Origin of the sequence: Pseudomonas sp. HMSC076A11, from assembly GCF_001810205.1 — a bacterium.
GTDB lineage: Bacteria > Pseudomonadota > Gammaproteobacteria > Pseudomonadales > Pseudomonadaceae > Pseudomonas > Pseudomonas aeruginosa.
In genome coordinates, this window is record NZ_KV800315.1 from 194,363 (window position 1) to 209,479 (window position 15,117).

13 protein-coding genes are annotated in these 15,117 nt (G+C 65.0%); 8 read left to right on the forward strand and 5 right to left on the reverse strand.

All coding sequences use genetic code 11. The features are described from left to right. Positions 1-14: 14 nt before the first annotated feature. Complete coding sequence (locus HMPREF2716_RS21625; protein WP_003087759.1) at positions 15-704, reverse strand: crotonase/enoyl-CoA hydratase family protein; 690 nt, start codon at positions 702-704, stop codon at positions 15-17. 386 nt (positions 705-1,090) lie between these two features. Between HMPREF2716_RS21625 and HMPREF2716_RS21630 the strand changes: the two genes are divergently transcribed. After that, entirely contained in the window at positions 1,091-1,375 is a 285-nt protein-coding gene (locus HMPREF2716_RS21630; protein ID WP_003087762.1) for a GNAT family N-acetyltransferase, read from the forward strand. Between the two features lie 57 nt (positions 1,376-1,432). Here HMPREF2716_RS21630 and HMPREF2716_RS21635 read toward each other — a convergent pair whose 3' ends face one another. Then, positions 1,433-2,509: a 3-deoxy-7-phosphoheptulonate synthase gene (locus HMPREF2716_RS21635; protein ID WP_003087765.1), complete on the reverse strand. Its 1,077-nt coding sequence runs from the start codon at positions 2,507-2,509 to the stop codon at positions 1,433-1,435. Between the two features lie 317 nt (positions 2,510-2,826). On the opposite strand from HMPREF2716_RS21635, the gene HMPREF2716_RS21645 reads away from it, so the two are divergent. The 4 genes from HMPREF2716_RS21645 (at position 2,827) to cysB (ending at position 5,917) form a co-directional block, all read left to right on the forward strand. Beyond that, positions 2,827-3,204 (forward strand): thioredoxin family protein, encoded by a 378-nt coding sequence (locus tag HMPREF2716_RS21645; RefSeq protein ID WP_003120319.1) that lies wholly within the window; start codon positions 2,827-2,829, stop codon positions 3,202-3,204. Then, positions 3,204-4,151, forward strand: coding sequence for a putative 2-dehydropantoate 2-reductase (locus HMPREF2716_RS21650; protein WP_003117707.1), 948 nt, complete (start codon positions 3,204-3,206; stop codon positions 4,149-4,151). The genes HMPREF2716_RS21645 and HMPREF2716_RS21650 overlap by 1 nt, the downstream gene beginning before the upstream one ends. A 162-nt stretch (positions 4,152-4,313) precedes the next feature. Next, positions 4,314-4,811, forward strand: coding sequence for a universal stress protein (locus HMPREF2716_RS21655; protein WP_003087770.1), 498 nt, complete (start codon positions 4,314-4,316; stop codon positions 4,809-4,811). Positions 4,812-4,942: 131 nt separating this feature from the next. Next, a complete protein-coding gene (gene cysB, locus HMPREF2716_RS21660) occupies positions 4,943-5,917 on the forward strand; it encodes an HTH-type transcriptional regulator CysB (protein ID WP_003087775.1) in 975 nt (324 codons plus the stop codon). Between the two features lie 56 nt (positions 5,918-5,973). Here the strand turns inward: cysB and HMPREF2716_RS21665 are convergent, their stop codons facing one another. Both HMPREF2716_RS21665 and HMPREF2716_RS21670 read right to left on the reverse strand, forming a co-directional pair. Beyond that, entirely contained in the window at positions 5,974-6,321 is a 348-nt protein-coding gene (locus tag HMPREF2716_RS21665; protein ID WP_003098081.1) for a hypothetical protein, read from the reverse strand. A 64-nt stretch (positions 6,322-6,385) separates the two neighbouring features. Continuing rightward, a complete protein-coding gene (locus tag HMPREF2716_RS21670; RefSeq protein WP_003120317.1) occupies positions 6,386-7,189 on the reverse strand; it encodes a phosphoadenylyl-sulfate reductase in 804 nt (267 codons plus the stop codon). Positions 7,190-7,323: 134 nt separating this feature from the next. Here HMPREF2716_RS21670 and thrH point away from each other — a divergent pair, with 134 nt between their 5' ends. Further along, entirely contained in the window at positions 7,324-7,941 is a 618-nt protein-coding gene (gene thrH, locus HMPREF2716_RS21675; RefSeq protein WP_003098078.1) for a bifunctional phosphoserine phosphatase/homoserine phosphotransferase ThrH, read from the forward strand. A 42-nt stretch (positions 7,942-7,983) separates the two neighbouring features. Here thrH and pabB read toward each other — a convergent pair whose 3' ends face one another. After that, positions 7,984-9,345, reverse strand: coding sequence for an aminodeoxychorismate synthase component I (gene pabB / locus HMPREF2716_RS21680; RefSeq protein WP_004349129.1), 1,362 nt, complete (start codon positions 9,343-9,345; stop codon positions 7,984-7,986). A 164-nt stretch (positions 9,346-9,509) separates the two neighbouring features. Here pabB and HMPREF2716_RS21685 point away from each other — a divergent pair, with 164 nt between their 5' ends. Continuing rightward, the gene (locus HMPREF2716_RS21685) at positions 9,510-12,215 is read left to right on the forward strand and encodes a winged helix-turn-helix domain-containing protein (RefSeq protein ID WP_017002214.1); all 2,706 of its coding nucleotides are present in this window, start codon (positions 9,510-9,512) and stop codon (positions 12,213-12,215) included. A 2-nt stretch (positions 12,216-12,217) separates the two neighbouring features. Continuing rightward, positions 12,218-14,941 carry a winged helix-turn-helix domain-containing protein gene (locus HMPREF2716_RS21690; protein ID WP_009314633.1) on the forward strand — a complete coding sequence of 908 codons (2,724 nt, stop codon included), beginning with the start codon at positions 12,218-12,220 and terminating at the stop codon, positions 14,939-14,941. Positions 14,942-15,117: the final 176 nt, after the last annotated feature.

The following is a 15,117-nucleotide window of genomic DNA, read 5'->3' on the forward strand; positions in this document are numbered from 1 at the left end:
CGCTGGCGCGGGCCTTAGCCCAGGTGCTTCTTGTCCAGCTCGATCGCCTGGTCGAGGGTTTCCAGCAGTGCCTTGCGCACCTTGAGCTTGGTATTGCGATGCGCGGTCATGTTGAGTTTCTTCAACTGCTGGGCCGCTGCACGCGCGCTTTCCTGCAACTGGTCGGCGCTGACCAGGGTGTCGAGGAAGCCGGCATCCACCGCAGCGGCCGGACTGAACATCTCGGCATTGATGACCGAGCGGGTGAACGCCGACTTGCGCAGGCGATCGCGGGCCAGTTCGATGCCGACATGGTGCATGGTCATGCCGATGGCGACTTCGTTCAGGCCGATCTGGAACGGCCCGTCGACGCCGATCCGGTAGTCGGCCGAGAGCAGCAGGAAGGCGCCCTTGGCTACCGCGTGCCCGGGGCAGGCGACGATCACCGGATAGGGATGGGAGAGCAGGCGGCGAGCCAGGGTCGAGCCGGCGGCGACCAGGTTGACGGCATTCTCCGGGCCGGAGGTCATGACCTTCAGGTCGTAGCCACCGGAGAGGATGCCCGGCTGGCCGGTGACGATGACCACGGCCTTGTCCTGCAGGGCCTGGTCGAGAGCCTGGTTGAAGGCGTCGATCACCGCCGGGGAGATGGCGTTCACCTTGCCGTTGTTGAGGGTCAGGGTGGCGATGCCGTCTTCGAACTGGTAGCTGATCAACTCGCTCATGGCAGGATTCCTTTTGGTGGAGTGGCGCAGACCTTACTGATGGGCGTCGTCGGCGTAAAGCGCTTTGGCTGACCCGCGGGTCATGCGCGATTGTGCTTGCGCGGGCCTCCCGAGCAGGGCTCCAGTGACGCCTGCGCGTTCCTGGCAGAAGAAACGGTTGAGTCTGGCCGGGGAAGACAGCAATATGGGCCCTATCGTTAGTCCGGCCTTGCATGCGGTGCAGGTCACCCGTTTCGAGGATGTCCGCCAGGCGCGCTCAGCCGCCGGGACGAGAACGGACGAAGTTATCCGGCGGCCTGCTGAAGGCCGGTACGCGGGGGCATCCTCGCGAGGAACCCTATCAATCAGGCGCGGGTCGGGTTACGAACCCGTTGAGGAGATCCAAAGTGAGCGAGTCCCTGTCCATCCATCATGACGTGGGCGGCCATCAGTTCGAGACGACGGTGGATGGCCATCGTGCCTATCTGGCGTATATGGACCTGGGCAAGCAGACGCTGGACATCTACCGGACCTTCGTACCGGATTCGCTGCGGGGTCGCGGTATCGCCGCCGCGCTGACCGAACACGCCCTGCAGTACGCCGACCGCATGGGCTACAGCGTGATCCCGTCCTGCTCCTACGTGGAGCGTTACATCGAGCGTCGCCAGCGTCAGGCCGATCCGGCCGCCTGAGCAGGTGCGCAATGAAAAACGCCGGGCATCAGCCCGGCGTTTTCGTTTCCGCCTCGCTCAGCCGCGCTGGCGTTTCGGCAGCACGTCCTTGAGCTTGGCGTGCATGCTGCGGATGCTCTTCTCGGTGGTCGCCCAGTCGATGCATGCATCGGTGATGGAGACGCCGTACTGAAGTTGGTCGAGATCCTTCGGAATCGGCTGGCTGCCCCAGCCCAGGTGGCTTTCCACCATCAGGCCGACGATCGAGTTGTTGCCTTCGACGATCTGGTTGCTGACGTTGTCCATCACCAGCGGTTGCAGGGCCGGGTCCTTGTTGGAGTTGGCGTGGCTGCAGTCGACCATGATGTTCAGCGGGATTTTCGCCTTGTTCAGGTCCTGCTCGCAGAGCGCGACGCTGACCGAATCGTAGTTCGGCTTGCCGTTGCCGCCGCGCAACACCACGTGACCATAGCGGTTGCCCTTGGTGGTGACGATGGATACGCCGCCCTGCTGGTTGATGCCGAGGAAGCGATGCGGGCTGGAGACCGACTGCAGGGCATTGATCGCCACGGTCAGGCTGCCATCGGTGCCGTTCTTGAAGCCGACCGCGGAAGACAGGCCGGAGGCCATCTCGCGGTGGGTCTGCGATTCGGTGGTACGGGCGCCGATCGCCGACCAGCTGATCAGGTCCTGCAGGTACTGCGGGGAAATCGGGTCGAGCGCTTCGGTGGCGGTGGGCAAGCCTTTCTCGGCGAGGTCGCGGAGCAGTTGGCGACCGATGTGCAGGCCATCCTGGATCTTGAACGAGTCGTCCAGGTACGGATCGTTGATCAGGCCTTTCCAGCCCACCGTGGTACGCGGCTTCTCGAAGTACACGCGCATCACCAGGAACAGCGTATCCGCCACTTCGGCCGCGAGCGCCTTGAGGCGGTCGGCGTATTCGTGGGCGGCCTTGATGTCGTGGATGGAGCAGGGGCCGATCACCACGAACAGACGGTGGTCCTTGCCATCCAGGATGTCGCGCACCACCTGGCGACCATGGGCCACGGTCTGCAGGGCCTTGTCGGTCAGGGGAATTTCACGCTTGAGCTGCTCCGGCGTGATCAGGGTCTCGTTGGAGGCAACGTTAAGGTCGTCGATCTGTAAATCAGCCATCGTGGTACTCAATCAGGTCACGGGCGCCGGCCGCCGGGAGGCCCCCTGCGAAAGGGCGCAGGCATGAAGTTCGCAAACGGGGAGACGAACCTTAACGTGTCGGGCCGGGCCTAGACAATGGGCGGGACGCGGTTCGCCGGTGTTTTCCCCGCTCTGCGCACGTTTTCTTCGTTGCTCCGGGCCAAGGCTGCCAGCGGAGTTGCAGGTGAGGCCGCCGCGGACGATATTGTGCAGGTGCTGCGGAGGGGCGCGCCTTGCGCGTATCCGCTGGCCGAGGAGGGCGCCAGCGCTATCGCAGGAGCCGAAGCCTACGGATGATGGTCGGGCCCCATTTCTTCCTTTCTATCGAGGTCAGCAGCGTGCCGTCCCTGGAACTCACCGATCTGGACGCCGACCGGCAGTTGCTTGCCCTGGAAGGGGTTTCGCTGTTGGTATTCACCAGCGAAGGCTGCGCGTCGTGCCGCTGGGCCCGGCGCCATCTCCCCGCGATGGACCTGCCCATCGAGCGCCTGTGCTGGGTGGACGCCGGCCGCAATGGCGGCCTGGTGGAACGCTACGGCGTCTTTCACCTGCCGGCCCTGTTCATGGTCCGCGACGGCCGCTTCCATGGCGCACTGAACGTTCCGCTGCACCAGGAAGCCTTGCGGGGTGCGGTGCTGGCGGGGTCGACCGCTTTACCTGAGGAGTTGCCCTGATGGATTCAAAGCAGCAACGGATCGGCGTCATCGGTACGGGAGCCATCGGCGGCTTCTATGGATTGATGCTGGCGCATGCCGGTCACGACGTGCATTTTCTCCTGCGCAGCGAGTTCGAGGCGGTCAATCGCGCCGGACTCAGCCTGAATAGTGCGGTGCATGGCTTCCGGCGCCTGGCGCCGGTCCAGGCCTACCATTCGGCGCAGGACATGCCGCCCTGCGACTGGTTGCTGGTGGGCGCCAAGACCACCGGCAATCACGAACTGGCACCCCTGATCCGCGCAGCGGCGGCGCCGGGAGCCAAGGTTCTGCTGCTGCAGAACGGTCTGGGCGTGGAGGAGCGGCTGCGGCCGCTGCTGCCGGAAAGCCTGCATCTGCTGGGCGGCCTCTGCTTCATCTGTGTGCATCGCGGCGAACCGGGCGTGATCGAGCACCAGGCCTACGGCGGAGTGAATCTCGGCTATCATTCCGGACCGGCCGACGAGCGACGCCGGCGCGAGATCGTCGAGGAGGGTGCCGCGCTGTTCCGCGAGTCCGGGCTGGAGTCCACGGCGATGCCCGACCTGGAGCAGGCGCGCTGGCAGAAGCTGGTCTGGAACATCCCCTACAACGGGCTGTCGGTATTGCTGAAGAGCAGCACCGCGCCGCTGATGGCCAACGCGGACAGTCGGTCGCTGATCGAGGCGATCATGGAGGAAGTCATCGGTGCTGCCGGCGCCTGCGGCTTCATCCTGCCTGAGGGCTATGCGGACCAACTGCTGGCGGCGACCGAGCGGATGCCCGACTATCGGCCGAGCATGTACCACGACTTCGCCCATGGGCGGCCACTGGAGCTGGCGGCGATCTATGCCGCGCCCCTGGCCCGCGCTGCTGCTGCGGGCTACCGGATGCCCAGGGTCGAGGCGCTGTACCAGGCGTTGCGCTTCCTCGAAGCACAACCGCGCTGAAGGGCCGAGCGCGGCGACCAGCCGGCGCCGCGCTCGCAGGGAGAAAAGGGATTTACCCCAACGGGCCGGAAAAAGCCCGAAACAGCAGGGAACGCTAGGAGAATGGATGCTTGCTGCTAATCTGCTAACGAGGCCCGCCGCGCAGGCTGTCGAGGAGGCCGCATGATTCGTTCGATTCTCTACGCCACCGATCTGGGGCTCTATGCTCCCTATGTCCTGCAACACGCCCTGTCGCTGACCCGCGCCTACAACGCCGAGCTCTATGTCGTCCATGTGGTGGAGCCCCTCGGGCTGTTCGCCGAGTCGGTCCTGCAGACCTACCTTGACACCGAGCGTCTCCAGGACCTGCGGGCGCAAGGGCTGGACAACGTCATGGAAAGCATCGAGAAGCGGGTCCTGGAAGGGTTTCGCGATGAACTCGGCGAGTTGCCCCAGGATGCGGCGCTGGTCAAGAGCGTGCGGGTGGTGCAGGGCGACCCGCCGCAGATGATCCTCGATGAGGCGGAAAAGCTGGCCGTGGACCTGATCGTCGCCGGCAGCCATAGCCACGGCACTCAACTCGACACGCCGCTGGGCCGGACTGCCGCGCGTCTGGTGCAACTGGCGGAGGTACCGGTGTACCTGGTGCCGATGTTGCAGCACCGTAGTCGCGACCTGTAGGCCAGCGGTCGGCTGGTGAAAAAGCGTGCAAAATCAAAAAAAACGTCTAATTTTATTCCTCAAACCATTAATATGGTTATATACCTTCGGTTCTTGATCGCCGGTCGCGACAACCTTTTCGAGGAATCTCCATGAAGCTTCAGCAATTGCGCTATATCTGGGAGGTTGCGCACCACGACCTCAACGTCTCCGCCACGGCGCAGAGCCTCTATACTTCGCAGCCGGGCATCAGCAAGCAGATCCGCCTGCTGGAGGACGAACTGGGCGTCGAGGTGTTCGCTCGCAGCGGCAAGCACCTGACCCGTGTGACGCCGGCGGGGGAGCGGATCATCCATACCGCCGGCGAGATCCTGCGCAAGGTCGAGAGCATCAAGCAGATCGCCCAGGAATTCTCCAACGAGAAGAAGGGCACGCTGTCCATCGCCACTACCCACACCCAGGCGCGCTATGCGCTGCCCAACGTGATCAGCGGCTTCATCAAGCAGTACCCGGACGTCTCCCTGCACATGCACCAGGGCACGCCGATGCAGATCGCCGAAATGGCCGCCGACGGCACCGTCGACTTCGCCATCGCCACCGAGGCGCTGGAGTTGTTCGGCGACCTGATCATGATGCCCTGCTACCGCTGGAATCGCTGCGTCATCGTGCCCCACGGGCATCCGCTGACCAAGCTGCCGAAACTGACCCTGGAAGCCCTGGCCGAGCAGCCGATCGTCACCTACGTGTTCGGCTTCACCGGCCGCTCCAAGCTCGACGAAGCCTTCAGCCAGCGCGGCCTGGTGCCCAAGGTGGTATTCACCGCGGCCGATGCCGACGTGATCAAGACCTACGTGCGGTTGGGCCTGGGGGTCGGCATCGTGGCGCACATGGCGGTCGATCCGAAGCTCGACAACGACCTGGTGATCCTCGACGCCAGCCACCTGTTCGAGTCCAGCGTGACCAAGATCGGCTTCCGCCGCGGCACCTTCCTGCGCGGCTTCATGTGCGACTTCATCGAGAAATTCGCTCCGCACCTGACCCGCGAGCTGCTGGCCAAGGCCGTGCAATGCCACAACAAGGCCGAGCTGGACGAGTTGTTCGACGGCATCGAACTGCCGGTCTACTGATCGCCTCGGCCCATGAAAAAGCCCGGCCTGGTGCCGGGCTTTTTCATGGCTGGCCCTCAGAGCATGTCGAGATTGTCGCGACCGGCCAGCCTGGCCAGCGCTTCGCGATCAGCGTCCGCGGACTGCTCGGCTCGCGGTTCGAGGACTTCATGGAGGAAGCTCATGAACACGGTGTAGACCTGTTCGCGCCCGTCGTCGTGGCGAACCACGAAGAACGGCGCGGTCTCTACGCCATATTGGGCGGCGACCATCCAGCCTGCGCTGTTCGGGTCGCGTTCGTCGGCCACCAGGGTGCGATGGATGCGCGGCAGGTAGCCGCCTTGTTCCAGGCGTTGCCGGACTTCCTTGCACTTGCGGCAGTCCTCGCCGTTGGCGAGGACTTTCTTGACCATGGTGATGCGCATGCTGGGTCTCCGCTCGGGGTTCGACCTGCACTTTACCCCGATTGCATACGCTCTATCGACGGTTTCAGGCCTTGCTGATCAGGTTGCCGGCGTGCAGCCCGCACTCCTTGTGGGTGGCTTCCTCCCACCACCAGCGGCCCTCGCGCTCGTGCTGGTTGGGCAGCACCGGACGGGTGCAGGGTTCGCAGCCGATGCTGATATAGCCGCGTTCGTGCAGGCTGTTGTAGGGCAGTTCGAGCATGCGGATATAGCCCCAGACCTCCTCGCTGGTCATGGACGACAGCGGGTTGAATTTGTACAGCGGCTTTTCCGGCGTGGAAAAGGCACCGTCGATTTCCAGCACCGCCACCTGGCTGCGCGTGCCGGGGCTCTGGTCGCGGCGTTGGCCGGTGGCCCAGGCGCGCACGCCGGCGAGCTTGCGCTTGAGCGGTTCGATCTTGCGGATGCCGCAGCACTCACCGTGGCCGTCCCGATAAAAGCTGAACAGGCCCTTTTCCTTCACCAGGGGTTCGAGCAGGCGCGGGTCGGGGGAAAGCACGTCGATGGCGATGCCGTAGTGTTCGCGGACCTGGTCGATGAAACGATAGGTTTCCGGGTGCAGGCGACCGGTGTCGAGGCTGAACACCTTCACGTTGCGGTTGAGCTTCCAGGCCATGTCTACCAGGACGACGTCCTCGGCGCCGCTGAAGGAGATCCACAGCTCGTCGCCGAAGTGCTCGAAGGCGGCTTTCAGGATGTCCTGGGGGGATTTGTCGGCAAGGCTGGAGGCGAGGGCGGGAAGGTCGAAAGGCTGGCTCATCGGGCTGGGGTCCTGGTGCTGGGCGGCGCTGTTGCGCTCTGTGGCGGGAATGGTAGCAAAGGGCGGCATATGGCCCTAAATAACCATTTACCCCTGTCGACCTTGATTCCAGGAATAAGCCGGCGTTGCCTTGCCCTCGGCGAGGGGCTAGAGTGCCGCGTCCGTCGTCACCCCATCGTTCAGAGAATTTCGAGGAGAGTCCTGTGGAAATTGCCTGTCTTGACCTGGAAGGCGTGCTGGTTCCGGAAATCTGGATCGCGTTCGCGGAAAAAACCGGTATCGACGCCTTGAAGGCGACCACCCGGGACATTCCGGACTACGACGTGCTGATGAAGCAGCGCCTGCGCATCCTCGACGAACATGGCCTGAAGCTGGGCGACATCCAGGAGGTGATCGCCACCCTGAAGCCGCTGGAGGGGGCGGTGGAATTCGTCGACTGGCTGCGCGAGCGCTTCCAGGTGGTGATCCTCTCCGACACCTTCTACGAGTTCTCCCAGCCGCTGATGCGCCAGCTGGGCTTCCCGACCCTGTTGTGCCACAAGCTGGAGATCGACGACAGCGACCGGGTGGTCGGCTATCAATTGCGCCAGAAGGATCCCAAGCGGCAGTCGGTGATCGCCTTCAAGAGCCTCTACTACCGGGTGATCGCCGCAGGCGACTCCTACAACGACACCACCATGCTTTCCGAGGCCCACGCCGGCATCCTGTTCCATGCCCCGGAAAACGTGATCCGCGAGTTTCCCCAGTTCCCCGCGGTGCATACCTACGAAGACCTCAAGCGCGAGTTCCTCAAGGCTTCCAGCCGTTCGCTGAGTCTGTAGCCGCGCCGCCGATGAAAGAGCCCGCGGAACGCGGGCTCTTTTCTATTCCGGGGACGCTGTCCCGGCCATCCCTTCCAGGGTTTCCAGCAGCACCCGGACCTTGTCCAGGGTTTCCTGGTACTCGTCCTCCCAGTGCGAGTCGGCGACGATGCCGCCGCCGCCCCAGCAACTGACCTGGCCGTTCCTGACCAGCAGGGTGCGGATGGCGATCGAGCTGTCCATCTCGCCGCGCACGTCGAGGTAGAACAGGCTGCCGCAGTAGATGCCGCGTCGGCTCGGTTCCAGTTCGTCGATGATCTGCATGGCGCGAATCTTCGGCGCGCCGGTGATCGAGCCGCCGGGGAAGCTGCCTTCCAGCAGGTCGAGGGCGTCCTTGCCCGGCGCCAGTTCGCCGGTGACGCTGCTCACCAGGTGATGCACGTTGGGATAGCTTTCCAGGGCGAACAGCTCCGGTACCCGTACGCTGCCAGGTTGGCAACTGCGTCCGATGTCGTTGCGCAGCAGGTCGACGATCATCAGGTTTTCCGCGCGGTCCTTGGGGCTGGCCAGCAGCGACGCCGCCAGCGCCATGTCCTCCTCGGGGGTCTTGCCGCGCGGGCGGGTGCCCTTGATCGGCCGGGTTTCCACCTTGCCCTTGCCGAGCTTGAGGAAGCGCTCCGGCGACAGGCTGAGGATCGCGCCGTCGGCCAGTCGCAGGTAGCCGGAGAACGGCGTCGGGCAGGCCTCGCGCAGGGCGCGATAGGCCGGCCACGGCGAGCCGCTGCAAGCGGCCTGGAAGCGCTGGCTATAGTTCACCTGGTAGCAGTCGCCTGCCTGGATGTAGTCCTGGATGCGGCGGATCGCCTGCCGATAGTCGGATGCGCTGATGCTCCGTCGGAATTTTCCCAGAAGCTTGAAGTTGCCGGCCGCGCCTTGCGTTTCCTCGCTGAACAGGGCGATCAGGCGCTGGCGTTCGCGCTCGTCCAATCGCGGGTGGAATACCAGTTGGCTGGTGCCGGCCTGGTGGTCGCTGATCAGCGCCCAGGCATACAGGCCGACGGAGGCCAGCGGCAGGCCCAGGTCATCGCGGGCGTGTTCGCCGATGCGCTCGATGCGCCGACCCAGGTCGTAGGATAAATAGCCCAGCAGACCGCCGGCGAAGGGCAGTTCGTACGGCGCTGGCAGCTGCGCGGGGCCCAGGCTTCCGGCCGCTTCGCGTAGGCGGGCGAAGAAGCGGTTGGCCGATTCGTCGGGCAGCGGCGCCAGTTCTGCCAATGGCCAGGCGCTCATAAGGTCATAGCGTCCACGGGTAGCGATGGGGCGACCCGAATCGAGCATCACCGCACCGGGCGCCTCATGGATGATGGCAAAGAGACAGCTTGGGTCGCTATGGTAGGGCAGGGGGTGAACATGACAACTGGGCATGGAAAGTGGGGGTAGTGGGACAGTCAGGAATTCTAGTTCGCCGGAATCGTCGATCCTAGAGCCATTTCTTCAGTTTACGTAAGAAGGGTGATCTGCTAATTATGGAAATATCCCACGGAGATTTGGCTCCGTACCACAATGATAATGACACAGGGATACAGGCCGTGGATGCAGTACAGAATCCAGCAGCCGGCAGCCTTTCGCGCTCCAGAATAGTGCCGCCTCAGGTGCCAGCCGAATATTCTCTTCGCCCCGCGATCCGCAACCTGCTGGATCGCAATCCCCATTCACGCGTTCTGATGTTTTCCGCACCTGCCGGCTTCGGCAAGACCTGCGCGCTCGCCGCCCTGGCCAGGGAGCGCACTGTAGCAGACCAGGCGGTGGCCTGGCTCTCGCTTGCCGAAGAAGACGACGACCCCGCCCGTTTCTGCCGGCAGCTGATCGAGGCGCTGGGCGAAGCCGTGCCGCAGCTTGGCGACGACGCCCAGACCTACCTGCAGAACACCATGCGGGTCCCGGTGGTGGCGGTGATCGAAAGCCTGCTCGGCGATCTCGATCGCTATGCGCGGCCGTTGCTGCTGGTGCTCGACGACCTGCACCTGGTTAGCAACCCGGACATCTTCACCGGCCTCAACCGCCTGGTGCAGTACGCGCCGCCCGGGCTGGTCCTGGCCCTGGGCACGCGTTCGCAGCCGGCGCTGAGCCTGGCTACCTGGCGGGCCAAGGGGCTGTTGCTGGAAATCGGCCTCGAGGAGCTGCGCCTCGGCTTCGAGGAAACCCGCGAATACCTCGAGCGCAGCGGTCTCTATCTGGACGAGCCCTGCCTGAAGGCGCTCTATGGCCAGACCGAAGGCTGGGTGGTGGGCGTGCATCTCGTCAGCCTGTGGCTGCGCCAGCAACCGCAGGTGCAGGAAATGGCCCTGCTCGACGGCGACAAGCAGGCGGTCAGCGCCTATCTGCTGGCGGCGGTCTTCGAACGCTTGCCTGGCGACCTGCAGGAAGCGCTGCTGGCCCTTGGCGTTGCCAGCCAATTGAGCGGCGACCTGGCCAACGCCCTGACCGGGCGCCAGGACGGCCAGGCGCTGCTGGAGCGCCTGGAGTCCATGCAATTGTTCCTCCTGCCGCTGGATCGCGAACGCCAGTGGTATCGCTTCCACCTGCTGTTCGCCGATTTCCTCCGCAACCGCCTGCGCGACTCCGATCCGGACCGTTTCAAGCAACTGCATTTCAACGCCAGCCTGTGGTTCACCAACCACCACATGCCGACGTTCGCCATCGAGCATGCCTGTGCGGCGGAAGACCCGGAGATGATCGCCGCGCTGGTCGACGGATGCGGACTGGAGCTGATCAACCGCGGCCAGCTCAGCCTGATCTACCGTTGGCGCAAGCATGTGCCGGACGAAATCGCCGAGCGCTATCCGATCCTGGTCCTTACCGATGTCTGGTCGCGGGCCAGCGACCTCAGCCTGGGCGAGGCCAACCGGATCATCGACGAACTGCTGGCGCGCTGGGGGGAGAGCCGCGGCGACGGACCGATGGGCGACCAGTACCTCTCCGCGCTGGCGGTGAAAGCGGTGGTGGCGTTGCAGAAGGACGATCTGGAACTGTGCATCGCCCTGGCTCGCCGGGTCGAGGTCCAGCTCGGGCAGAACGCTGCCTTCCTCGAAGTGGCGGTGTTGATCACCGCCGCGCTGGCCCAGGTGGTCCGTGGCCAGGGCGACCAGGCGCGGCGCCTGCTGGGACTGGCGCAGCAGCGCAATCATTTCCTCGAAGGGCGCTACCTGGACATGCAACTGGCCAACGTCGAGGTGATCCTCGCACTCGAGCAGGGCCAGGTGAAGCAGGCGCAACTGCTCATCGAGCGGCTCCGCCAGCGTGCCCGGCCGCTGTTCGAGAAGTCCAGGAGCGCGCTGGCGCTGCCGACCATCACCGAGGCCCTGACCGCCTACTACAGGATCGAGCTGGACGGGCTGGAAGAGCGCCTGGGCTGGGCGCTCGGGCATGTGGATGTGATCAATCCGATCGATTTCTATGCCCAGGGGCAGATCTGCCTGGCGCGCACCCAGCGCTTGCTGGGACGGCCGAAGGAGGCGCTGGCCAGCCTGGCGGCGATGCAGGCCCTGGCCTCGCGCAATCAGTCGTGGCGCTTCTTCGCCCAGGCCATGGCCGAAGAGATCAACCTGATCCTCCAGGACAGCGGCCCCGACCGCCTGAAGCGCGCCGAGCAGCGGTTGAAGAGCGTGGACTGGAACAAGATGGCGGCACACTACCGCAACATGGCCTTCAACCCGGTCAACTGGTCGCTGGGCGTGAGCCGCGTGCGCCTGTTGCAGGGGCGAGGACATTTCAGCGAGGCGCTGCACGAGATCACTCAGTTGCGCGGCACCTTGCAGCCCGGTTGGCACGGCCTGCAGCGCCTGCGCCTGGATATCCTGGCGGCGCTCAGCTATCAGCGCCTGGGCTACCAGGAACGGGCCAACAGCCTGCTCGGCGAATGCCTGATCAATGCCGAACGGGAAGGGGTGCGCAGCCTCTTCATCGAGGAAGGCGACGGCATTCGCCAGTTGCTCCAGCAACTCGAATCCACCGAGCGCCAGCCGGCGCTACAGACCTTCATTCGCGGCCTGCTCGGCATCTGGCCCGGGCAGGGCGTGCGCAAGCCCCAGGATGCGCTCGAGGAAGGCCTGACGGAGCGCGAGCGCGAAGTGGTCTGCCTGGCCGCACAGGGCCTATCCAACGAAGAAATCGGCCAGCGCCTGTCGCTGGCCCTGGGGACCGTCAAATGGCATCTGCACAACATCTACGAAAAGCTCAAGGTGCGCAATCGCACCCAGGCGATCCGGCGAGCCCGCGAGCTGAGCCTGCTCTGACCATGGGCCATCGCGACGGGGTTCCCGCCAGCACCATCCCGCTGTTGCAGACCAAGCTGTTCCCGCCAGGCGCCGGAGGGCTGCCGCTGCTGCCCCGCCAGGCGCTGATCGACCGCCTGTACGAGGCCCGCGCGCGACGCGCGATGGTGCTCAGCGCGCCGGCCGGCTTCGGCAAGAGCACCATCCTCTGCCAGTTGCGCCTGCGCCTGCTGGAGCAGGGCGCGGCGGTGGCATGGTTGTCCTGCGACGAGACCGACAGCGAACCGCAGCGTCTGATCCAGTACCTGCTGGCGAGCATCCAGCGAGTGGTCCCGGCATTCGGCGGCAATACCGCCAATCTGCTCGGCACCGACGTCGCGGTGCCGCTGGAGGGCATCCTGGATGCCTTCCTCGCCGACCTGCGTCGCCTGGAAGGCCCCTTGTACCTGTTCCTCGACGATTTCCACCGCATCCGCCACGCCGCCTTGCCGCATGGGGTTCGCTACCTGATCGAGAACCTGCCCGATCACGTGCGGGTGGTGGCCTCGACCCGCTTCCGCCCGCGCTTCCTGGTCGACGAACCGACCCTCAAGCCCTGGACCTTCTGCCTGAGCGCGGAAGACCTGCGACTTTCGCGCGAGGAGAGCGATGCGTTTCTCCTCGACCTCAAGGGGCTGGAGCTGGGCGAGCGCGAGCTGAAGCTGCTGTTCAAGCGCACCGAAGGCTGGATCACGGCGTTGCACCTGGCGGCCCTGGCCCTCAGTCGCAATACCGACCGGGAAGGTTTCCTCCGCGGGCTCTCCGGGACCGAACGGAACATCGCCGACTACCTGGCGGAAGACGTGCTGGCCAGCCTGCCCGCCGACCTGCAGCTGTTCCTCGACCAGACCTCGGTGCTCGATGAGTTCAATGCGGAACTGTGCAATGCGCTGACCGGGCGTCGCGACGGCCTGGACATGCTCATGCGCCTGCAGAACGAGCAGTTGTTCGTCATCGCCCTGGACGACCAGCGCGAATGGTTCCGCTACCACCATCTGTTCGCCGAGTTCCTCCAGGGGCGGCTATCCCGGCATGCCGATCCGACCCCGTTGCTGCATGCGGCGGCGCGCTGGTGCGAGGGGCGCGACCTGGCCGACCGGGCGATCAAGTACGCCCTTCGCGCCCGCGACTACCTGTTCGCCGCCGAGTTGCTGGAGCGCCAGGGCGCGCGCCTGATCGCCGGTAACCGGGTGTACGGCATCCTCGGCATGCTCAACGGCATTCCCGCCGAGGTGATCCGCGAGCATCCGGTGTTCCAGATCTTCTACGCCTGGCAACTGGCGTTCGAGCAACGCTTCGCCGAGGCCGAGGCGTTGATCGAGGAGGTCAGCCACCGCCTCTTGCAGGGGCGCGGCAAGGTCATGCACTTCGGGCTCGGCGAGTTGCTCGCCGCCGCCCAGGTGCTCAAGGCCCTGGTGTTGCTCTACCAGGACAAGCTCGAAGCCTGCCTGAAGGTCGCCCGTCACTGGCTGTCCATGGTCCCGAGCAACCAGCCGGTGTTCCGCGCCAGCCTGCTCTGCGTGCAGGCTTCGGCGCATGCGCTGCTCGGCGACTACGCCGAGGCCGCCGGCGCCATCGGTTCCGCGCGGGAGGACCTGAAAGTCGCCGACAGCGAGTACCTGCAGGTGGTGACCAGCCTGATCGAATCCCTGATCTGCAAGGAGAGTGGCGACCTGGAGCGGGGCAGGGCGATCGCCGAGTCGGCGCGCAACCGGGTCGAGCAGGTATTCGGCCGGCGCAGCCGGGTCGGCGGACCCTTGTCGCTGGCCTATGCCGACCTGCTCTACGAGCAGGACCGGCATGCCGGCGTGCTCGCCGAACTACCGCTGGCGACGGTCTGGCGGGATGTCGCGACGCCGGTGGAACTGCTCAGTCGCGGCCAGTTGGTCATGGCCAAGGCGCGCTTCTTCTCCGGCGCCGCCGAGCAGGGGCTGGCGCAACTCGACGAATGGCTGAGCGGTCTGCTCTCGCCCGGCTACGAGCGTGTCTATGCTCACGCCATGAGCTGCAAGGTGCAGTTCCTGCTGTGGCTGCGCCGTCCGAACGAAGCCGAACGGGTCTGCCTGCAACTGGAGCGGCATCTTGCCGGGCTCTCCGGCGAGCGGCATGCCGACGCACAGACCGCCCTGGTCCTGGCGGAGGCTCGGCTGGCATTGTCCGAGCGTCACGCGGAACGCGCGCAGAGCAAGCTGGAAAGCTGTCTGGCCGGCTACTCTTCCGCTTACCAGAGGGATCGGCGGCTGCGTTTGTCCTTGTTACTTTCTGTGGCGTATTGGCAGAAAGGTAACAGCGAAAAAGCCATCGGCCTGTTCCTCGCCACGCTCGAGGAAGCCTGGAATCTCGGCTATCGCCGGCTGTTCCAGGACGACGCGTTGTGGCTGTTGCCGATGTGGGAAAGCTGGAGGGAAGCGGAGCCCAAGCGTGCCGCGGCCTGGCAGGGGCTGGCCGACCTGCTCCGCGAGCAGTGCCGGAAGCTCTCCGTGGACCCGGAAAGTTTCGATGAAAATCAGGATGTTAGCCATCGCGAACGGGAAATCCTGCGGCTGGTGGCGGCGGGCTTGTCGAACCGCGATATCGCGCAGGCGGTGCACCTGTCGGAAGCCACCATCAAGTGGCACCTGCACAACCTGTTCGCCAAGCTGGGTGTGAAGAGCAGAACGCAAGCCGTACTAAAGGGTAAAAGCCTGGGACTGCTGAGCGAGGCGTGAGCGGCAGCCGCCATCGCTCCATCCCTTGGATGGGCTGGCGGCGGAAGGGGTGGCCCAGTAGCTTGGAATCCAGGACGAGAGAGCATGAGGCTCTACCGAATCCATGTCCGGGACACCTAGGGAAGCAGTACCGGACCTGGAGACCGGCGAGATGCCGGTCGATCTGCCGGGGACAG